Genomic DNA, 20,173 nt, shown 5'->3' with positions numbered 1-20,173 from the left:
CGCCGATGGTACTGCACCCGACAGGGTGTGGGAGAGTAGGACACCGCCGAACATCCGTTACCGAAAGCCCCCCAACCACGTTGGGGGGCTTTCGGCATTCCCAGGCACGAACACCCAAGCCGCACATTCTCTTTCACCCCGAGCCACCGCCGGCGAGGACCTGCAGTGCGCGGGAAGCCAGATGAAGATTCAGGCGTGTGTCGACGCTGCGGAGATCACGCCCGGTCAGTTCGTGAATGCGGGACATCCGGTATCGCAGGGTGCTGCGGTGGATCCTGAGTGCCTGCGCAGTCTCGTCGTACTTGCCTCCGCATTCGAGGTATTGGGCCAGTGTGGCCGTCATCGTGCTGCGGTGTTCCCGGTCGTAGTCGAGCAGTGGGCCGAGCCATTCCTGCACGAACGCCTCGACGTCGCCGGTGCTGCTGTGTGAGTCGAGGATGCGGTAGACGCCGAGTTCGTCGAACAGTGCCACGCCACGGGGCGAGAGCGACTGCTTTCTGATCTCGAGCGCCCGTATCGCGTGGGTGTACGAGTCGGGAAGGCCACTGGGGGAGATGCATTCGGATCCGACACCGATCACGCCCACCGCGGGACCGAGCGACTTCTCCAACGCCGTGAAGATGATGTTCACGTCTGTCTTCGCGTCCATGACGGCGGCCAGGACCCCGGTTCGGTGCTCGTTGCCGTGGACGAGGAGGGCCGACGAGTCGGTGGACGCCAGGTGACGCCGGAAGGACTCTGTGACGGACTCGACGGGTGTGTCCGGCGCCCAGTGGACCACCAGGACGCGTTGCGGGGTGTGCAGGTCGTAGCCGAGTGCGTCGGCCCGCGAGTAGGCGCTGTCGTCGTCCGTCCCGGCGAGCAGGTCGGCGCCCAGGTCGCGGCTCAGCCGCGCCTCCGCCTCGGCGAGTGATCTGCGATGCGCCATGTCGATGGCGAGCATCGTCGTGGCGGACTCCAGGGCGACCGTGTCGAGGTCGGTGGCCCGATGTTCCGGGTCGGACAGATACAGGACGCCCAGAAGTGTCTGGCCGGGCCGGACTATCTGCACGATCCGATTGTCGTGTCGCAGCGGGCGCCCTTCCATCGCGGCACGGCGCAGGACGTCGACTCGGTTCCCGCCGCCGGTCTTGCGGTACCGCGGGGCCTTGTCCGGGCCGGCCCAGACGCGGAGATTGCCGAAGGCGTCCTCGATCCCGACGGCGAGTCCGGTCACCTGGTGAAGTGTGTCGGCGATGGCGGACTCGTCGGCGCCGGTCGCGGCGAGGCGTCCGAACGTGTTGTGGATCCTCGCTTCCTCCTCGAGGCGCGCGACCCGCGCGCCGAGCGCGGTGATCTCGTCCGCGGCCTCGCGTAACTGACGTTCCTGTGTGGCTGCCCGGGAGCGGAGCGATGCGGCGCGCAGGGCCGACCCCGTGTGCTGAATCAACAACTCGAGCAGCGTGGCCTGCACCGGGGTAGGCGGGTAGTCGGCCCGTAGGGTGAGCGACACCGGCCTCGACCACGAATCGTCGAGCAGCACGCGGTGTCGCCAGACGTCGTCGTCGTGGCGTTCGCCCATCGGAGCCGACACGGGTTCGACCGTGAAGGGACCGACTTCGGGGAGAGCTTCGACCAGCAGGGCGAGGATCTCGTCCCGATTCCCGCAGTCGTGCATGTGCGCGGTGACGGCCAAGACCGCGGACAGGTTCGTCGCCCGCGGCGTGTGATCCACCCTCGGGTCTGGGGCTGCTTCCAGATCCATGGCTTGGAACTACCCCGTTTTGCGCCGTCGAAACCGGGACGCTGTCCGCTGAGGCCGGATTTCGGTGGATTCTTTCGTTCCGCCGTGACCATGTGGCGAGACGGATCAGCCGCCAATCTTGGTTACTGAGGGGTGGCACTATGACCCAATCCAATAATTGGCACGATCCCGATCTGAACATGATTCGCGATGTCGTCGCGCACACGTCGGACGGGTGCGAGGGCTGTCTCGCACTCGGTACCCGCTGGGAGCACCTGATGTTGTGCCTGACGTGCGGCTACGTCGGATGCAGTGACGGATCACCGATGCGGCACGCGCGACACCACGCCGAACGCAGCGGTCATCCGATCGTCCAGTCGCTCCACGCGGGGGACAACTGGCGCTGGTGCTTCGTGCACGACGCCCAGATCTGCACACCGTATCCGGCGACCGGGGCCCGGGTGGTCGCACCGAGCCTCGTGCCCGGACCGTCGGACGACCTCAGACACGGTCTCCGTATCGCGAAATCGCAGTGACGATCGCAGACCACACGGCGTCCGCCTGAACCTCGGGGGGAGCGTCGTCGAGCCAACGTGGGCGTACCAGGATTCCACCGGAACGCGGCGGCGTCGGAAGCGGTCCGGGAATTGCGGCGTAGGCGTCCGACGCCGACACCGGGGCGGACGAACCGTCGAACGAGGAATGGGACGTCTCCTCGTGTGCGCCGTGCCTGAGTTGGAGAACCTCCTGTCCCTCCCGTCCGCGCAGGAGGAAGAAGAGCAACGGGTCGTCGTCGAGCACCCACGCGGCCTGATACAGCACCGCGGCAGCGTGGCGGCACGGCACGTCCCACTCCTCGCAGGTGCACGTCGCGTCGGCATCGAACATCGACGGCACGAGGGACACGTCGACGGCAGCGAGGTCGTCGTCGAGTTCGCGGGGAAGCGTCCCACTCGACAACTGGGCGACGTGACCGCTCCGCGACGCGAGGGTCGCGAGCACCTCGCCCCACTGGCGCTCGTCCAGCTGGTCCACCCGGATCTGCACGTGCAGGCTCTCCTCGTCCGTGTGCACGTCCGCGGAGACGAGCCCGGCCGCGAACGTGAGCGGACCGACCAGTCCGCCACGGGCGTAGGCGCGTCCGCGTTTCAGCGTGTCCGAGTCGAGTGCGGCCTGCTCGACATCGTCGACCCACCGCTGCGCCCACCAGGTCCGGCCGCGGGTGCGGCGGCCCTTCTGCGCCGGAAAGCGGGGAAGCGTGACGGCGTCGGTCACAGATCACCTCCGAAGTCGTAGTCGGGGCTCAGCGCCACCAGCCGGGTGAGTTCGCGATCGGTCAGTTCGGTGAAGGCGTCGGCGCCGTGCGACAGGACGGAGTCGGCGAGCTGCCGCTTGGACGCGAGCATGCCGGCGATGCGTTCCTCGATGGTTCCGGCGGTGACGAGCCGGTGGACGACGACCGGGTGGGTCTGCCCGATGCGGTACGCGCGGTCAGTGGCCTGGTCCTCGACCGCGGGGTTCCACCAGCGGTCGAAATGGACGACATGATCGGCCCGGGTGAGGTTCAACCCGGTGCCGGCGGCCTTGAGGGACAGGATCAGGACGGGGATGTCGCCGTTCTGGAAGCGTTCGACCAGTTCCTCCCGGGCGGGGACGGGTGTGCCCCCGTGCAGGAAGTCGCAGCCCACTCCTCGCGCCGTCAGGTGCCGCCGCAGCAGCCGTCCCATCGTGGTGAAGTGGGTGAAGACGAGCGAACGCCCGCCCTCCGACAGGTTGGTGTCGATCAGCTCGTCGAGCAGACCGATCTTGTGGGAGCGGCCGGTGAGCGCCGCGTGCTCCTGCCCGAGGTACTGGGCGGGGTGATTGCAGATCTGCTTGAGTCCGGTCAGCAGCGACACGATGCTGCCGCGCCGCCCGATGCCGTCGCTCGTCTCGATCTGCTCCATGGCCTCGCGCACGAGGGCCTCGTACATTCCGGCCTGTTCCGGGGTGAGCGTGACGTCCAGGTCGATCTCCGTCTTCGGCGGAAGCTCGGGGGCGATCCCCGGATCGGACTTCTTGCGCCGGAGGACGAACGGCGAGATCAACGCCGCCAACTCCGCCGCGCGGTCGGTGCCGTCCTCGGCGGCCGAGCCGTCGTAGCGGCGGCGGAACTGCGCGTACGGGCCGAGGAGGCCCGGTGTGACGCCGTCGAGAATCGACCAGAGGTCGCTGAGCCTGTTCTCCACCGGTGTCCCGGTGAGCGCGACGCGGGCCTGACCGGGAATCGTCCGCAGTGCCCGGGTGACGGACGCCCCGCGGTTCTTCAGCTGGTGCGCCTCGTCCGCGACGACCAGACCCCACACCGTCCGGGCGAGTACGTCGCAATCGAGCCGCATCGTCGCGTACGTGGTGAGGACGACGGTGTCGTCGCCGCCCGCGACCGTCTCACCGGGAGGGCGCCGCTTCGGACCGTGGTGGACGAGGACGCCGGTGCCCGGTGCGAAGCGTTCGATCTCCCGTCGCCAGTTCCCGAGCAGAGACGCGGGACAGACCACCAGCGTGGGCCCTGCCGTTTCCGGTGTCTGCTGGCGGTGCAGGTGAAGTGCGATGAGGGTCAACGTCTTTCCCAGGCCCATGTCGTCGGCGAGACAGGCGCCCAGGCCTCGTGACGTGAGCCCGGCCAGCCAGCGGAATCCGGTCAGCTGGTAGTCCCGCAACTGCGCGCGCAGGGCTGCGGGGACCGGCACGGCCTCCGGATCCTGGTCGGACAGCTCACGCGCCACCGCTTCGGCCGCTCCGTAGGAGTCGACGCGGACGTCCTCCTCGCCGCGCCGGGCCCGGCCGGTCAGCGACGCGCGGAGGGCCTCGATGGACGTCATCGTTCCGGTCCGCCGCTGGAGGGTCTTTCGTATCAACGCCGAGTCCGCGACGACATATCGGTTGCGCAGTTTCACGACGGCGCGCTTTGCCGTGACGAGCTCCTCCATTTCCTCGCGGGTCAGGACGTCGTCGCCCACCGCGACGCGCCAGTCGAAGTCGAAGGCGCGGTCGCCGCGGAAAGCGGCTGCGCCCTCTCGGGACCCGGGCTCGCCGAGGATCATGCGGGTCGAGGTGTGCGCGAGCACTTCGCGCGGCCAATGGATCTCGACTCCGCGCTCACGCAGCCGACCGCCGGCGTCCCCGGCGAGGGACGCCAGGTCGTCGTCCTCGAGCCGGATGCGGTGTGGCGCCTCGGCTCGCAGCAGGTCTTCGAGCGGAGCCCAGTCCTGGGCCGCGCGGCGGAGGGCGTCGAGAACCTCGATCCGCGGGTCGGAGGCGAACGCGGACTCGGCGAGCGTCGGATGCCGCCACAGGTCGACGGCGTCGCACACCACCCCGGGCCGCGCGACACCGTGCACCTGGACCGTGGCGTCGAACTCGCTGTCCGAGAGGTCGACCGCGTGCGGATCCACGGGGTCGATCCGCAACGACAGCGCGATCGCATCGGGTGCCAGGGCGTCCGCCCACTCCTGGAGTGCGGGGGAGGTCTCGGCGTTCCATCCCCGGTAGGGGCCGGCGTCGGCCGGTGAGTCGAGTCGCGGGATCGTGTCGACGGCCGCGGTGAGGAAGTCGCGCAGCACGTCCACCGCGGCGGGGAGGCGAACTGCGGCGGCGGACGGATCCCCGAGCGGAATCGCGCGCGCTTCCGGTGGGAGCGCGGCGGCCAGCAGGCGCAGATGCGCTTCGTCCTCGTCGTCGAGGACGCCGAGCCGCCAGATGTCGTGGCCGCTGGGCGCAACCGAGGGAAGGACCTTGCCCGTCCCGACGTATCCGAGGGCGGTCCGGGTGCAGGCGGCCCAGAACGCGACCGATCGATGCGCTGTATCGCCGGGGGACAGTGCCAGGAGCATCGGCAGCGCATCGGCGATCGAGATGGTCTGTGTCGGAACGCGTTCCACGGTGTTCCCGGTTGCCATCCGGGTGTGGGAATCGATACTCGGTGGCAGCGGACCGTCCGGGGAATCACGCCAGAACGCCAGGCGGGAGTCGCGCGGAGGATCGGAGGGCACGAAGGTGGCCGCACAGGCGGCGAGGATGGGCTCTGCTGTCACTACTGCGCCTTTCGCCTGGTTTACGGTACGCCGTACGTCAACGAGGCGGCGGGCGGAATTGTTCCCGGGCGCCGTGGGAAGATCTCGGCATGGGTAGAAGCGCGACACCGGAGGGCGACCCCGCCCGCACCATGGAGCTGCTGTGGGGTGGCGGCAGTACGCCGATCTCGCGCCCCCGCAACGGGAAGCCGGGCCTGACGCTCGACCGGATCGTCGAGGCCGCCATCTCCGTCGCGGATGCCGAAGGGCTGGACGCCGTCTCGATGCGCCGGCTGGCAGCCGAACTCGGCGCCGGGGCGATGTCGCTGTACACGCACGTTCCCGGGAAGACCGAACTGGTGGAGGTGATGCTCGATCGCGCGCTGTCCACACTCGAGCCGGCCGACGACACCGACACGGGGTGGCGGGAGCGTCTCGCGGCCGCCGCTCACGACTACTTCCAACTGCTGTGCGCCCACCCGTGGATGCTCGGCGTCGTCGCGCTGAGCCGGCCGGTCTTCGGGCCCGGCGGGATGGCCAAGTACGAGCGGGAACTGCGCGCGGTCGAGGGACTGGGACTGTCGGACCTCGACATGGATTCGGTCGTCACGCTCCTCGACAGTTTCGTCGCGGGCGCGGCGCGGGCCGCGGTGGACGCGGCAGCGCTCGCCGCCAAGGGGGAGGCGGACAGTGAATGGTGGCAGCGCGTCGCTCCGCACTTCGAAAAGGTCTTCGACCCCGACCGGTTCCCGCTGGCCGCCCGGGTCGGGGCGTCGGCGGGGGAACACCACGACGCCGCGTACGCGCCCGCCCACGCCTTCGAATTCGGGCTCGCCCGGCTACTCGACGGAGTCGGCGCCCTCGTCGTCGACGGCGGAACCGGCGGGGAGTAGTTCGGCGGGAACGGCCAGCGTGGTCGGTTCGACACGGCCGCGCAGGGTGACGGTGTCGGTGAGTTGCCACCGCGTGCGTTCGTCCTCGGCTGCCGCGTCGATCGCCCGCTCGGACGCGACGACGTGTCCGGACACGTTCTTGGCGAGTTCGGACAACCGCGCCGCCTCGTTGACGGGATCGCCGATCACCGTGTACTCGAAACGTTCGTGGGCGCCGATGTTTCCGGCCACGGCGCGACCGGCCGCCACCCCGATTCCCGCATCGCACTCCGGTACCTCGGCGGTGAGCCGTTCGCGGAGGGTCCGAGCGGCGGCGAGTGCGGCACCTGCATGGTCGTCGAGCGCCACGGGCGCCCCGAAGATGGCCAGGGCGGCGTCACCTTCGAACTTGTTGACGAACCCGTCTCGCCGATCGACCTCGTCGACGACCACGTCGAAGAACCGGTTGAGCAGGTCCACGACCTCCGCAGGCGACCGGGTGGCCGCGATCGTGGTGGACCCGATGATGTCGACGAACAGGACCGCCACGTCACGTTCCTCGCCGCCGAGTTCGGGGTTGTGCCGCAGGGCCTGGGAGGCCACCTCCTGCCCGACGTGGCGCCCGAACAGGTCGCGGATCCGCTCACGTTCGCGGAGGCCCTCCGCCATCCGATTGAACCCGGTCTGCAGCGCGCCGAGTTCGGTGCCGTCGTACACGACGACCTCGGCGTCGAGATCGCCCTCCGCCACTTTCGCCATGCCCAGCGACACCGAGCGGATCGGTGCCTCGGTGGCGCGCACACTGATCACGACCAGCAGCAGGCCGAAGAGCAGGATCACACCACCCAGCGCGAGGATCGAGACCGCGAGGCTGGTGGGGCTCGCCGGCCGGATGAAACTGAAGATCGCGATGAGCATCAGACCGAGCACCGGAACACCCGTCCCGAGGATCCACGCCAGTGCGGTGCGGCCGGTGATGCCGAGGGTTCGGCGGGGTCGCGGTCCGTCCGATCCCAGTGCCCGGGCGGCGATGGGGCGGAGCGCGAACTCCGTCAACAGGTAGCAGAACGCGCAGACCGTGATCCCGGCAAACGCAATCGTGAACGCGACCTTCGGAATGGTCTGGGGATCGATGATGCCGTACAAAGTCGTGAAGAAGACCAGCCCGATGCCCCACAACGCCGCCTGGACGCGCGTCAGGCGCCACGGTGCGCGAAACGCCGCCGACCGGTCGTGGTCCGTGGGCGCGTCGTCCTCCGTGGCCCACCGGAGATCCGACACCAGTCGCTTGGTGCCCCACGTCACGCCGATCAGGACCGCGCACAGCACGAACACGGGCACCGCGACGAAGTTGGCGATCATGAACTCGCTCGACCACACACTCGGGCCGGGGACGACGACACTGACGAGCAGGCAGGTGATCACCGCGCCGACCAGGTTGGTGAAGACCAGCGGGGCGGTCAGCAGCAGCTGGACACGGATACGCCGCCTGCGGGGACTCTCGTCCGGTGATCCGAGCAACCACGACCCCAGCGGGGCGACGGATCGGCGAGGGCGGCGCATAGTCATTCGAGACTAGTCGGCACGATCCCTTAGGGTGGGCGGGTGCGCCTAGTGATTGCCAGATGCCGAGTCGACTACGTAGGCCGTTTGACGGCACATCTGCCCACCGCTCGTCGCCTGTTGTTGATCAAGGCCGACGGTTCCGTGAGCATCCACGCCGACGACCGCGCCTACAAGCCGCTGAACTGGATGAGCCCGCCCTGCTGGCTCGTCGAAGACACCGTGGAGGACGCCGAAGCGCTGTGGGTGGTGACCAACAAGGCCGGTGAGGAACTGCGGATCACCATCGAGGAGATCGAGCACGACTCCAGTCACGAACTCGGTGTCGATCCGGGGCTGGTCAAGGACGGTGTCGAGGCACACCTGCAGGAGTTGCTCGCCGAACACGTCGAAACGCTCGGCAGCGGTTACACGCTCGTGCGGCGTGAGTACATGACGGCCATCGGTCCCGTCGACCTGCTGTGCCGGAACGCCGACGGGGCTTCCGTCGCCGTGGAGATCAAGCGCCGCGGAGACATCGACGGTGTCGAGCAACTCACGCGGTACCTCGAATTGCTCAACCGGGATCCGCTGCTGGCGCCGGTGAGCGGTGTCTTCGCCGCCCAGCAAATCAAGCCGCAGGCCAAAACCCTTGCCACCGATCGCGGAATCCGGTGCCTGGTGCTCGACTACGAAGCGCTGCGTGGTACCGAGAGCACCGAGTTCCGGCTCTTCTGAGGCCTAGGCTGAACCCGTGCCCCGTCGTAGACCGCAGCGGAAGAACACGCGCCGCAGTGCGCCCCCGGACACCGAGGGGTCGCTGTTCGGTAGTGCGTTGATGCGTCAGGAGTCCGGGCCCGCGGGCTTCGCGGACGAGAGTTTCATCGTCCGCACGATCCCCGGGGCCCGGGCGACCAAGTCCTACCGGTGTCCCGGCTGCGATCACGACATCCGACCGGGCGTCGCCCACCTCGTCACCTGGCCGGCCGAATACGGCGGAGCCGAGGACCGGCGGCACTGGCACACCGGGTGCTGGTCGGGACGCAGCACCCGGGGCCTCACGCGCAGGTGGTCCTAGCTTCCCGTCTTCACGGTCCGTTGATCCGCCGGCCGATTCGCCGGGTTCTTCTCGACGGTGGACAGCACTGCAGTGTCCTCGTCCGAGTTGTCCGTCTCGTCCGCGGAGTTCTTCCCGGGCTCGCTCTGCGCGGTTTTCCGGTCCGCGGCACCGCCCGGTGCCGACTTGCTGTTGGTGTTCTCGTTCGAGCGCTTCTCCGACTTCGATGCCGCGGTGTCGGGCTGCGCGTCCAGGAGTTCACTCTCCCGGTTGACCGACGCCAACATTGCGGGAACGGAATCGAGCTGTCCTCGAATTCCCAAGAGCTGCGCCAGGATCCGGCCACGTAGCACGCGAAGTTCTTCCGCGAGTTCCTTGGCGTGGGCGATCTTGCGCTCCGACTGGTCGGTGGCCGCCTGCAGCCTTCGCTCCGCCTCGTGCGTGGCGTCCGCGAGACGGCGATGCGCCTCGGCCTTGCTGGTGGACTCGAGTTCGTTGACAGCCGTGATCGTCTTCTGACGGCGCTCGGACATCGCGAGGTCGAAGTCTTCCTGCACCTGCGACCGACGCAGTTCGGCCTCGGCGGCGAGGCGGTCGCGCTCGGACTGAGCGGCCTCGACGATCTTCGCCGCCTCCGTGCGGGCCTTGGCCATCGTCTGCTCGTGCTGAATCTCGAGAGCACTCCGGCGGTCTTCGAGTTCCGCGACCAGCGACTCGTACTGGCCGCGGAGCTGCGCGCCCTCCTGCTCGGCGACGGAGATCATCTCGGCGGCGTCGGCCTCGGCCTTCGCACGCACCTCGGACGCCTCGTCCGACGCGAGCCGGAGCATGCGCGAGATGCGGTCGCTCATTCCCTCCGCGGTGGTCGGCGGAACGGACAGGCGGTCGACATCCTTGCGGAGATCGTCGATCTCGTCCCGCGCATCGTCGAGCTGCTTGGCGAGATCCCGCGCCTGCGCCGCCGCGGCGTCGCGGTCGGCGGCAGTGACGCGGAGCTCGGCGTCGAATCGCTCGAAGTAGTTACGTACCTCGTCCCGGTCGAATCCCTTGCGCACGGTGGAGAAGGGAAGGGGGATCGAACCACGGTCCTGCTCGTTTACCATGGCCGCCAATCTACCTGGGCAAAGTAGAACTTGTCTCTGCGCCTGGTACCCGGCGGCCGGCCACAGCGCTAGTGGGTCGCCGACGGCTCGACGAGCTCGACGAGAACTCCGCCTGCATCCTTCGGGTGGACGAAGTTGATGCGCGAGTCTGCGGTTCCGCGGCGGGGTGCGTCGTACAGCAGGCGCACGCCGCGCTCGCGCAACTGGGCGGAGATGGCGTCGATGTCCGTCACGCGGTACGCGAGCTGCTGGAGACCGGGACCGCTGCGATCGATGAACTTGGCGATGGTCGAGTTCTCGTTCAACGGTGCGAGAAGCTGCAGCGCGGTGCTGCCCTCGGGGGAGCCGACGACGCTCAGCATCGCTTCGCGCACGCCCTGCTCCTCGTTCACCTCTTCGTGCGTCGACACCATGCCGAGGTGTTCGGAGTACCACGCGATGGCGGCGTCGAGGTCGGGAACGGCGATGCCGACGTGGTCGATGGCGGTCACCAGGTCCGAGGACAGCGGTGACGTGGTCTGGGTGGGGGAGGACTGTGTCATGGTCCCGACGTTAGCGCTACCGTTTCGGTAGTTCTCGTCGGGATGTGACTTCCGTCGCCCCGCACCTGTCTACTCGTCTCACGCGGAGGAAATCGTGACCAGTTCTGTGATCGTCGCCGGAGCCCGGACCCCGATGGGCCGGTTGCTGGGTTCGTTGAAGGATGTGTCGGGTTCGGATCTGGGTGGGGTGGCGATTCGTGGTGCGTTGGAGAAGGCGGGCGTCGCTCCCGAGCAGGTCGAGTACGTGATCATGGGGCAGGTGCTCACGGCGGGGGCGGGGCAGATCCCGGCGCGGCAGGCCGCGGTGGCCGCAGGGATCGGGATGGATGTGCCGGCGCTGACCATCAACAAGGTGTGCCTGTCCGGGATCGATGCGATCGCGTTGGCGGATCAGCTGATCCGGGCCGGCGAGTTCGAGGTGGTGGTCGCCGGCGGCCAGGAGTCGATGTCGCGCGCCCCGCACCTGCTGGAGAAGTCGCGGGAGGGTTTCAAGTACGGCGACGTCACGATGCGCGACCACATGGCCTTCGACGGGTTGTACGACATCTTCACCGATCAGGCGATGGGGAGTCTGACCGAGGCGAAGAACGCGGAGGACGGGCAGCGGATCAGCCGCGAGGAGCAGGACACGTTCGCGGCGGCGTCGCATCAGAAGGCGGCGCGGGCCTGGAAGGACGGGGTGTTCGACGACGAGGTGGTGCCGGTGCCGGTGCCGCAGCGCAAGGGTGATCCCGTGCTGGTCGGCGCCGACGAGGGCGTGCGCGGCGATACGACGGTGGAGTCCCTGGCCAGGCTGCGGCCGGCGTTCAGCAAGGACGGCACGGTCACCGCCGGGTCGGCGTCGCAGATCTCCGATGGCGCGGCCGCTGTCGTGGTGATGAGCAAGGCGAAGGCGCAGGAACTCGGGTTGTCGTGGATCGCGGAGATCGGTGCGCACGGGGTCGTTGCGGGTCCGGATTCGACGCTGCAGTCGCAGCCGGCGCGGGCCATCGCGAAGGCGTGCGCCAAGGAGGGGATCGAGCCGAAGGACCTGGATCTGGTGGAGATCAACGAGGCGTTCGCGGCGGTGGGGATCGCGTCGACGCGGGAGCTGGGGTTGGATCCGGAGATCGTGAACGTCAACGGCGGGGCGATCGCGATGGGGCATCCGCTGGGGATGTCGGGGGCGCGGATCGCGTTGCATCTGGCGCTGGAGTTGCGTCGTCGTGGCGGGGGTGTGGGCGCTGCGGCACTGTGCGGTGGTGGCGGTCAGGGTGACGCCCTGATCGTTCGCGTCCCCAAGGCCTGACAGACGACAGTCCGTGGTGGTGTACCTCACACCACTACGGACTGTCGTAGATGGTCGGGCACAATGGTCGGCATGGCGAACGTCTTCGATCTCAGCACCACGGCCAAGCGCTTCCGATTTGTCGCAATTCTGGAGGCATTCACCTGGCTCGGCCTCCTCATCGGCATGGCCTTCAAGTACCTGCCCGCCGACGGCAACGAGATCGGCGTGAAGATCTTCGGGCCCATCCACGGCGGCGTCTTCGTCCTGTACCTGCTCATCTCGCTGTGGACCGCCCGCAAGCTGAGCTGGAATCTCGTCACCACCTTCTGGGCGCTCGTCGCCAGCGTCCCGCCGTTCGGCACCGTCGTGTTCGAGGTCTGGGCGGCCCGCACCGGCCGGATGGGCGAACTGTCCCGGTCGAGCGCCGTGAAGAGCGAACCGTCGCTCGTCTGATCCGCGCCGCGGTAGGCACGGCCCGCATTCCGGTGCGCGCTCAAATCGTGACAAACTGGTGGACGTGACTCGACCAGGTTCTCGTCCGTCAGCGCGTTCCTCAGCAGTGGCCGCAGCCATGAGCGGAGCAGTCGATCTCTCCGCCCTCAAGGAGCGTGCGGCCGCTCCACCCCCGCCGGCACCCGCACCCTCCGGGGACGGCGCCGCTCCGGCCGCACCCGGGAGTACCGGACTCACGCCCGTCATCGACGTCACCGAGGCGACGTTCGAGGCGGAGGTGCTCGTCCGGTCCCAGCAGGTCCCCGTGGTCGTCGACCTGTGGGCCACCTGGTGCGAGCCGTGCAAACAACTCTCACCCCTGCTCGAGAAGCTGGCACACGAGGCCGGCGGCACCTGGGTGCTCGCCAAGGTCGACGTCGACGCCAACCCGCGGATCGCGCAGGCCTTCGGCGTCCAGTCCGTCCCGACCGTGGTCGCCATCGCCGGCGGGCAACCGCTCGCCGACTTCCAGGGCGCACAGCCCGAACTGCAACTGCGTCAGTGGCTCGCCGCCGTTCAGCAGGCAACCGCCGGCAAGCTGTCCGGACCGCCGGCCGGTGACGGCGACGAGGACGAGCCCGAGCCGGAGGACCCCCGTTTCGTCGCGGCCGAGGCTGCGCTCGACGAAGGCGACCTGTCGGCGGCCGAAGCCGAGTTCCAGAAGATCCTCGACGAGGAACCGGCCAACGCCGAGGCGCAGGGCGCGATCCGTCAGGTGCGTTTCCTCGCCCGCGTGCAGTCCGTCGATCCCGGTGCCGTCGCCGCGGCGGACGCCGCCCCGAACGACATCGACGCCCAATTGCAGGCCGCGGACGTCGAGCTCTACTCCCAGGCGCCCGACGCGGCGTTCGCCCGTCTCATCGGTGTCGTCGCCCGCAGCGCCGGCGACGACAAGACGCGGGTACGGACACGTCTGCTGGAACTGTTCGAACTGTTCGACCCGGCCGAGCCGGTCGTCATGACCGCCCGCCGGAAACTCGCCGCCGCACTGTACTGACGCGGAACCGGGGTGAGTGCTGTAAGCACTCACCCCGGTCACCTCGTCTGGTGGTCAGCTTCGAACGCGCTCCACGCGTCCGACCAGGAAGACGTAGGACGCGACCCCGACCGCGGTCACCACGGTCATGTAGACGAATCCCGGCGCGAAGCTGTCGTCGGTGACGAGCAACCCGATCACGATGGGTGTCGCGATCGACGACAGGTTGCCGATGAAGTTGAACATTCCACCGGTGAGCCCGAGCAGTCGTTCCGGCGCGAGCGCCGAGACCAGCGACCACGTGATCGACGCGAGCCCGTTGCCGAAGAACGCGATGGACAGGAACACGATCACCATCGCGGTCGAGTCGGTGAAGTTGGCGCCGATCATCGCAACGGTCAGCAACAGGCCCACGATGATCGGACCCTTCCGGGCGACTCCGAGAGACACGCCCTTGCGCAGCAGGAAGTCGGAGAACACCCCGGAGAACAGCACACCGACGAGTGCCGCGACGAACGGCAGCGAGGCGAGAAATCCGGACTTGATGTAATCCATGTCCCGGTACTCGACGAGATACGTGGGGAACCAGGTGAGGAAGAACCACAGCGTCGACGTGAGGCAGAACTGCCCCAGGTAGATTCCCCACAGCTTGCGCCGGCCGAGGACGGTGGCGACATCGTTCCGGGTCACCGCCGGACGTTCGGGTTGCTGCTCGTCCACGAGGTCGACGAGTCCGCCGCCGTCGCGGATCAGGTCGATCTCGGCGTCGTTCGCCCGGGAGTCGCGTGGCTCGCGGTAGAACGCGTACCACACGGCACCCCAGATCGCCCCGATCGTTCCGGTCACGATGAAGACCCAGTGCCACGACAGCACGGACTGCAGCCAGGACAGGAACGGCGTGAGCAGCGCCAGTCCGATGAACTGCCCGGAGGTGTAGAAGCCGATCACCGTCGCCCGTTCACGCTCGGGGTACCAGGCCGTCGCGACCCGGTTGTTGATCGGATACGCGGGCGCCTCGAACACACCGACCAGCAGACGCAACGCGATGAGTGCCACGAAGCCGCCGATGACCCCCATGAACGCGGTCGCAATCGACCACAGGATGAGGCAGGCGGGGTAGAGCAGTCTCGGGGGAATCCTGTCGACGAGCCATCCGCCTGGAATCTGCAGCGCCGCATAGGTCCAGCCGAAAGCCGACAGCAGAAGTCCCTGCTGCGCCTTGGAGAGATCCATTTCGTCCGCGATCGCGGGCATCGCGATCGACAGGTTTGCCCGGTCCATGTAGTTGATGACGACGGTCACGAACAGCATCACCGCGATGAGAACGCGCGCCTTCGACGCCTGCGCGGCGACCGTGGTGGACTTGCCGATCTTCTGTGTCTGCACCATTGCCCTCACCACTCCGCAAAGGATCCGTCGCTGTGGCGCCAGACCGGGTTTCGCCAGCGATGTCCTTCGGCGGCGCGTTCGATGACGTACTCCTCGTTCACCTCGATGCCCAATCCCGGACCGGTGGGAATTCGCACCTGACCGTCGGCGTAGGTGAACACGGACGGGTCGACGAGATAGTCGAGGAGATCGTTCGACGTGTTGTAGTGGATGCCGAGGCTCTGTTCCTGGATCGTCGCGTTGTAACAGCCCGCATCGATCTGCAGGCACGTGGCCAGGGCGATCGGCCCGAGGGGGCAGTGCAGCGCGAGTGCCACATCGTACGCCTCGGCCATGTGCGCGATCTTCCGGGCCTCGGTGATGCCGCCGCAGTGCGACGGATCGGGCTGGATGATGTCCACCGCCCCGGACGCGAGGACGGTTTTGAAATCCCAGCGGGAGAACAATCTCTCACCCAGCGCGATCGGGATCGGCGACTGTCGCAGCACGTCGACGAAACCGTCGACGTGCTCGGAGAGGACCGGTTCCTCGACGAACATCAGCCGGAACGGTTCGAGTTCCTTCAGCAGCACCTTGGCCATCGGCTTGTGCACCCGGCCGTGGAAATCGACGCCGATGCCGATGTTCGGGCCCACTGCGTCCCGTACCGCGGCGACGTTGGCGAGGCACTGGTCCACCTTGTCCCAGGAGTCCAGGTACTGCAGTTCCTCCGTGCCGTTCATCTTCACCGCGGTGAACCCCCGGTCGACCACTTCGCGTGCCGCCTTCGCGGTGTCCGAGGGGCGGTCGCCGCCGATCCAGGAATAGACCTTGATCCGGTCCCGGACGCGGCCGCCGAGGAGCTCGTACGCCGGCACGCCGAGGGCCTTGCCCTTGATGTCCCACAGGGCCTGGTCGATGCCGGCCAGCGCGCTCATGTGGATGCCGCCGCCGCGGTAGAAACCCGACCGGTACATGACCGTCCACAGGTCTTCGATCTGCGTCGGATCCTGTCCGATCAGGTAGTCGGACAGTTCCTCCACGGCCGCGGCGACGGACGCGGCTCGGCCTTCGAGCACCGGTTCGCCCCAGCCGACCACGCCGTCGTCCGTCTCGATCCGCAGGAACAGCCACCTGGGGGGAACGGCGTACGTGGTGAGTGACTTGATCTTCATGGAGTCCTCCTGTGCGGGGCTGTGGTGGTGGCCCCGGGGTCGTAGGTGTCGGTTCAGGCGGCTTCGGCCGACCAGATGTTCATCAGGGTGTGGGCGCGCTCGCGGACGGTCTCGGCGTCGTCCCCGGGCCGGTACAGGCAGGTTCCGAGTCCCGCCCCGCCCGCGCCCGCAGATGCCCACTCGGCGAGGTTGTTTCGGTCGACGCCGCCGACGGGGAGCAATTCGACCTCCGTCGGCAGGACGGCCCGCCATGCCTGCATCCCGGCTGTCCCGACCGAGTCGGAGGGAAACAGTTTGATGCTGCGCGCTCCCGCACCGACGGCGCGAAACGCCTCGGTGGGAGTGGCCGCTCCCGGATACGGGTGCAGGTTCCGGGCAACGGCGGCGCCGATGACCTCGACGTCGGTGTTGGGCGAGACGATGATCCGGGAGCCGGCTGCTTCGGATCGGATCACGTCGTCGACGCTCAGTACGGTTCCGGCCCCGACGACGCAGACGTCGCCGACGGCCGCCGCCAACCGCTCGATCGAGTCGAACGGTCGCGGCGAGTTCAGCGGGACCTCGATCGCGGTGAACCCGGCGTCGACGAGGGCCGAGCCGACGGCGACGATCTCGTCCGGGGTGATGCCGCGCAGAATGGCGATCAAACCGGTCCTGGTGGCAGTGGCTGTGGTGCTCATTGGGACTCCTTCTCGGGATTCGTGGATGGCGCCGGGTCGACCAGCCCCGCATCGACCGCCACGCGCCACAGACCCTGTGCTGCGGCTTCCTCGGGGACGATGTCGGCGGCCACGCCGTGAACGCGCAGTCCGGCTGCGTAGCGTCGGCAGAGATCGGCGTTTCCGCACAACAGGATTCGGCTTTCGGCCGCGTAGTGGGGCAGGAGATGCCGGACCTCGTCGGCGATGATCACGCCGGAGACGTAGTCGGGAAGCGACGCCGGATCGAGGAGTTCGTCGAGCACGAGGGCTCGTGCTCCGAACAGCTCCGCGGGTAGTCCGCGACTCGGTGTGGACGTTCCGGTGGCGAGGCCACGCTCGAACGCGGCGTCGTCCCGCAACTCGGGGGTTGCCGTTCGGCCGAGGATGCCGTGCTGGATCACCAGGCCGTACAACTCGCCCGACATCGATGTGGCGAACGAGACGATCTTGCGGTTCTCGACTCGTGCCCACTTGCTGTGTGTTCCGGGGAGCACGATCGTGAGTGGTCGGTCGGTCGGCGGGAGCATGCCCAATGCCCCGATGATCTGCGTCTCCTCGCCCCGCATGACGTCGCCGGCCACCGTGCCGTCGGCCGAGGGTGCGACGCGCAGTCCGGGTACGAGATGCAGTACTCCGCGCGAATGAGGAACCGTCGTCAGGTCGTCGGCGTCGATCGCGAGATCGGTCGGCGTGGTCAGATAGCCGGCTTCACGCCAACCCTGGGCGCTGCCGACCATGCCGCAGGCGATAGCCGGGAGATCGGGGGTGGCCGCGATCCAGTCGCCGCAGGCCTCGTCGAACGCGGCTTCGTAGTCACGCGTGCGCGATGCGGGGTCGTCTCCGGCGGTGCCGAGTAATCCGAAGTCCGGCCGGCGAACGTCCAGAATGCGGCCGCCGTCGCCGAGGAGCCAGGCACGCTGTGACGATGTACCCCAGTCGAGGGCGATCAGGCGCGGTGTCGATGTGTCGGGGGTGTTCTGGATCACGTGAACCACTATCGGACGCGAATCCCATAATGACGAACACGGTCCCTATATGTGGGACAGTGGGGTGTGGCGAATCCGACGTACGACATTCCACCCGGCACTCAGACGCTCGCGAGGGGGCTGGCAGTCATCCGCGCCGTCTCCGACGGCGCGCAGGATCTCCGCGCGGTCGTCGAGAGCACCGGGCTGGGACGCAGCACCACGCACCGGCTCGTGCAGTTGCTGGTCCACGAGGGATATCTCCGGAGCGGAAGCCGCGGCTACACACTCGGCCCGACATTGATCGAGCTGGGTTTCAAGGCCCTCCACGGCAACCCGCTGCCCGTCGTCGCGCGCCCGATCCTCGAAGAGCTGTCGGCGCACGTCCACGACACCGTGCACCTGGCGGTCGAGGACGGCGGATCGGTGCTGTATCTCGACAAATTGCCGGGGTCACGGGGTGCCGAGATGCGCTCCCGCATCGGTCACCGCATGCCGCTGACCCGCGCCGGTGTCGGAAAGGCGCTGCTGCTGGACTCGGCCGACCGCTGGGATGCGCTGTACGAGAGCGACGCCGCGCAGGGACCGAGCCCCCGCGGAGTGGCGGACTTCCGCGCGCGCATGGAGGACTACGCGCGGAGGGGCGCGGCGATGGACCTCGAGGACAACGAACCCGGAATCCGCTGTGTGGCGGCACCGGTGCGGGACGCGTCGTGCGCGATCGTCGGTGCGATCAGCGTGTCGGCCACGAGCCCGTACATGCCGGACGAGCGCATGCGCGGACTCGTGCCGGTCGTGTGCCGGGCCGCCGGGCGGATCTCCGCGGCGCTCGGCTACCGGGAGATCTGAGCCGGCGATCGGGTGATCTCGGTGGTGGGACGGTCAGCGGTACCGGCCCTCGCAGGCCTGCTCGCCGCCGAGCACTCCGGTGCGGAACGCGTCGACCCGGGAGAATCCGCTCGGAACGGTCTCCCCGTTGACGTCACTGGCGGCGAGTCCGTCGGTGAGCAGCCCCGACACGGCCTCGTCGAGATCGCCGGGGGACAGCCACACGCTGCCCGCCTCCAGGGTGGCGGGACTGTCCGGGCTCAACGCGCTGGTGATGACGCCGGACAGGCAGGCGGCTCGCAGCGCGGTCTGGGGCGAGTGCAGATCGTTGCCCCGGTCCCGCTGCAACGCCAGCGTGTACCGCGAGGCGAGCAGGACGTACGCGTTGTAGTCGCCGGTAAGTTTGGTCTGGAAGAGTTCCCGCCTGCCCGGGCGGCCCGGTGTGCCGCGTTCGGCGAGGGCGTCGACACTGACCCCGATCGTGTTGGTGGCCGGGCAGTACGACACCGGTTCGGTCGCTTCGGCGTCCGCGCAGTCGAGGTCGGCGCCGTCGAGTTGCAGCGTCGGGGGATCGCTGAGATCGAAAATCTGCTGGAACGACGTGAAGAACGCCTCGAGTGCCTCCTCGGTGACGGGGAGTTCGCCGTCGTCGCTCTCGTCGGCGAACCGCTGAGGCAGATCCGCGCGACGCGAGTCGATCTCCTTCTCGTCGATGCGCGTGCAGGACGCCGGACCGTCCGTGAATCCGATCTGGGTGGCGGTGACGCGTTCGAACGCCGAGCCGTGCACGTTGTCGGGATCGTTCGGGTCGGTGTCACCGATCGCCACCGCCGACGCCAGTACCTTGTTCAGCCCGTCCGACGTGTTCAGCGTGAAATGGGTCGCCTTGTCTTCCGCGATGTACCGCATGAACGCCCCCGCGAAGCAGTCGGCCTGCTGTTCCCGCACGATGCCACCGCCCACGTTCTCCTCGGCGATCCCCGCCTTCGTCTGGACGGCGTGCCCGTACTCGTGTGCCAGAACGAACACGGCGGCGACGACGCCGAACTTCTCCACGACCTCGGGCAGCAGCAGCGCCCGGTCCCAGCCGATCGTGTGGTCGGTGCTGCAGTAACCGGCGTTGAGGAGTTCCTCGGTGCTGTCCCCGCAGAATCGCGGGCCGTCGGCCTCCCGCGGATCCCAGGAGATCAATTCCTCGACCGGCTCGAACTTGCGCTGGAACAGCGCCGGGAACTCGGTGCGCCAGTAATCCTCGATGTCGCTCACCGCGTTGGCGGCCATCGTGTCGATCTCACCGCCGTCGGTGCCGGTGACGGGCACGTCGGCGTCGGCCACGCCCTTGCGGGCACCGCTCGGACCCGACGTGGCATCCAGCCCAGCCACCTTGAACGGATCGTCGTAGATGGACGCGGCCTCGCCGTCCACCGACCGCGTGCACCCGGACAGGACGACCGCGGCCACGGCCAGAACGCCCACGCTCGCAGCCCACTGCCGACGTCGGGTCAGC

General features: G+C 68.3%; 19 protein-coding genes. 8 read left to right on the top strand and 11 right to left on the bottom strand.

Annotation, left to right across the window (positions count from 1 at the left end):
* Positions 1–133 precede the first annotated feature (133 nt).
* A complete protein-coding gene (locus tag CJ177_RS39025; protein WP_095870224.1) occupies positions 134–1,744 on the bottom strand; it encodes a CdaR family transcriptional regulator in 1,611 nt (536 codons plus the stop codon).
* A 140-nt stretch (positions 1,745–1,884) separates the two neighbouring features.
* On the opposite strand from CJ177_RS39025, the gene CJ177_RS39020 reads away from it, so the two are divergent.
* On the top strand, positions 1,885–2,259 hold the full coding sequence (locus CJ177_RS39020; protein WP_009474161.1) for a UBP-type zinc finger domain-containing protein: 375 nt from the start codon (positions 1,885–1,887) through the stop codon (positions 2,257–2,259).
* On the opposite strand, the gene CJ177_RS39015 is transcribed toward CJ177_RS39020, so the two are convergent.
* A complete protein-coding gene (locus CJ177_RS39015) occupies positions 2,225–2,998 on the bottom strand; it encodes an SWIM zinc finger family protein (protein WP_095870223.1) in 774 nt (257 codons plus the stop codon). The two genes, CJ177_RS39020 and CJ177_RS39015, sit on opposite strands and share 35 nt — an antisense overlap.
* A complete protein-coding gene (locus tag CJ177_RS39010; protein WP_095870222.1) occupies positions 2,995–5,796 on the bottom strand; it encodes a DEAD/DEAH box helicase in 2,802 nt (933 codons plus the stop codon). Before CJ177_RS39010 ends, CJ177_RS39015 begins: the two co-directional genes overlap by 4 nt.
* An 89-nt stretch (positions 5,797–5,885) precedes the next feature.
* Here CJ177_RS39010 and CJ177_RS39005 point away from each other — a divergent pair, with 89 nt between their 5' ends.
* The gene (locus CJ177_RS39005) at positions 5,886–6,668 is read left to right on the top strand and encodes a TetR/AcrR family transcriptional regulator (protein WP_095870221.1); all 783 of its coding nucleotides are present in this window, start codon (positions 5,886–5,888) and stop codon (positions 6,666–6,668) included.
* On the opposite strand, the gene CJ177_RS39000 is transcribed toward CJ177_RS39005, so the two are convergent.
* Complete coding sequence (locus tag CJ177_RS39000; RefSeq protein WP_061045756.1) at positions 6,615–8,210, bottom strand: adenylate/guanylate cyclase domain-containing protein; 1,596 nt, start codon at positions 8,208–8,210, stop codon at positions 6,615–6,617. The two genes, CJ177_RS39005 and CJ177_RS39000, sit on opposite strands and share 54 nt — an antisense overlap.
* 42 nt (positions 8,211–8,252) lie before the next feature.
* Between CJ177_RS39000 and nucS the strand changes: the two genes are divergently transcribed.
* Both nucS and CJ177_RS38990 read left to right on the top strand, forming a co-directional pair.
* Positions 8,253–8,927, top strand: coding sequence for an endonuclease NucS (nucS, locus tag CJ177_RS38995; protein ID WP_005248359.1), 675 nt, complete (start codon positions 8,253–8,255; stop codon positions 8,925–8,927).
* Positions 8,928–8,943: 16 nt separating this feature from the next.
* Complete coding sequence (locus tag CJ177_RS38990) at positions 8,944–9,267, top strand: hypothetical protein (RefSeq protein ID WP_005248358.1); 324 nt, start codon at positions 8,944–8,946, stop codon at positions 9,265–9,267.
* On the opposite strand, the gene CJ177_RS38985 is transcribed toward CJ177_RS38990, so the two are convergent.
* Both CJ177_RS38985 and mce read right to left on the bottom strand, forming a co-directional pair.
* Positions 9,264–10,349 carry a hypothetical protein gene (locus tag CJ177_RS38985; protein WP_005248356.1) on the bottom strand — a complete coding sequence of 362 codons (1,086 nt, stop codon included), beginning with the start codon at positions 10,347–10,349 and terminating at the stop codon, positions 9,264–9,266. The genes CJ177_RS38990 and CJ177_RS38985 overlap by 4 nt on opposite strands.
* 68 nt (positions 10,350–10,417) lie before the next feature.
* Positions 10,418–10,891: a methylmalonyl-CoA epimerase gene (gene mce, locus CJ177_RS38980; RefSeq protein ID WP_005248354.1), complete on the bottom strand. Its 474-nt coding sequence runs from the start codon at positions 10,889–10,891 to the stop codon at positions 10,418–10,420.
* 94 nt (positions 10,892–10,985) lie between these two features.
* On the opposite strand from mce, the gene CJ177_RS38975 reads away from it, so the two are divergent.
* The 3 genes from CJ177_RS38975 (at position 10,986) to CJ177_RS38965 (ending at position 13,650) form a co-directional block, all read left to right on the top strand.
* Positions 10,986–12,179, top strand: coding sequence for an acetyl-CoA C-acetyltransferase (locus CJ177_RS38975; RefSeq protein ID WP_005248351.1), 1,194 nt, complete (start codon positions 10,986–10,988; stop codon positions 12,177–12,179).
* A gap of 63 nt (positions 12,180–12,242) precedes the next feature.
* Positions 12,243–12,614 carry a DUF3817 domain-containing protein gene (locus CJ177_RS38970; protein WP_005248350.1) on the top strand — a complete coding sequence of 124 codons (372 nt, stop codon included), beginning with the start codon at positions 12,243–12,245 and terminating at the stop codon, positions 12,612–12,614.
* A gap of 118 nt (positions 12,615–12,732) precedes the next feature.
* Entirely contained in the window at positions 12,733–13,650 is a 918-nt protein-coding gene (locus tag CJ177_RS38965) for a tetratricopeptide repeat protein (RefSeq protein WP_095870238.1), read from the top strand.
* Between the two features lie 54 nt (positions 13,651–13,704).
* Here CJ177_RS38965 and CJ177_RS38960 read toward each other — a convergent pair whose 3' ends face one another.
* From CJ177_RS38960 to CJ177_RS38945, 4 genes are read right to left on the bottom strand one after another with little or no spacing between them, the layout of a single operon-like run.
* On the bottom strand, positions 13,705–15,018 hold the full coding sequence (locus tag CJ177_RS38960; protein ID WP_095870220.1) for an MFS transporter: 1,314 nt from the start codon (positions 15,016–15,018) through the stop codon (positions 13,705–13,707).
* A 5-nt stretch (positions 15,019–15,023) separates the two neighbouring features.
* Positions 15,024–16,172, bottom strand: coding sequence for a galactonate dehydratase (dgoD, locus tag CJ177_RS38955; protein ID WP_005248345.1), 1,149 nt, complete (start codon positions 16,170–16,172; stop codon positions 15,024–15,026).
* A 53-nt stretch (positions 16,173–16,225) separates the two neighbouring features.
* Entirely contained in the window at positions 16,226–16,852 is a 627-nt protein-coding gene (locus tag CJ177_RS38950; protein ID WP_095870219.1) for a 2-dehydro-3-deoxy-6-phosphogalactonate aldolase, read from the bottom strand.
* On the bottom strand, positions 16,849–17,859 hold the full coding sequence (locus CJ177_RS38945) for a 2-dehydro-3-deoxygalactonokinase (protein WP_061699043.1): 1,011 nt from the start codon (positions 17,857–17,859) through the stop codon (positions 16,849–16,851). The genes CJ177_RS38950 and CJ177_RS38945 overlap by 4 nt, the downstream gene beginning before the upstream one ends.
* Before the next feature lie 51 nt (positions 17,860–17,910).
* Here CJ177_RS38945 and CJ177_RS38940 point away from each other — a divergent pair, with 51 nt between their 5' ends.
* The gene (locus CJ177_RS38940; RefSeq protein ID WP_005248332.1) at positions 17,911–18,687 is read left to right on the top strand and encodes an IclR family transcriptional regulator; all 777 of its coding nucleotides are present in this window, start codon (positions 17,911–17,913) and stop codon (positions 18,685–18,687) included.
* A 33-nt stretch (positions 18,688–18,720) separates the two neighbouring features.
* Here CJ177_RS38940 and CJ177_RS38935 read toward each other — a convergent pair whose 3' ends face one another.
* The gene (locus CJ177_RS38935; RefSeq protein ID WP_005248331.1) at positions 18,721–20,172 is read right to left on the bottom strand and encodes a neutral zinc metallopeptidase; all 1,452 of its coding nucleotides are present in this window, start codon (positions 20,170–20,172) and stop codon (positions 18,721–18,723) included.
* Position 20,173: the final 1 nt, after the last annotated feature.

The sequence above is a fragment of the Rhodococcus sp. ACPA1 genome, from assembly GCF_002300195.1.
Taxonomy (GTDB): Bacteria; Actinomycetota; Actinomycetes; order Mycobacteriales; family Mycobacteriaceae; genus Rhodococcus_F; species Rhodococcus_F opacus.
This window is presented reverse-complemented; position numbering and strand designations above follow the sequence as displayed.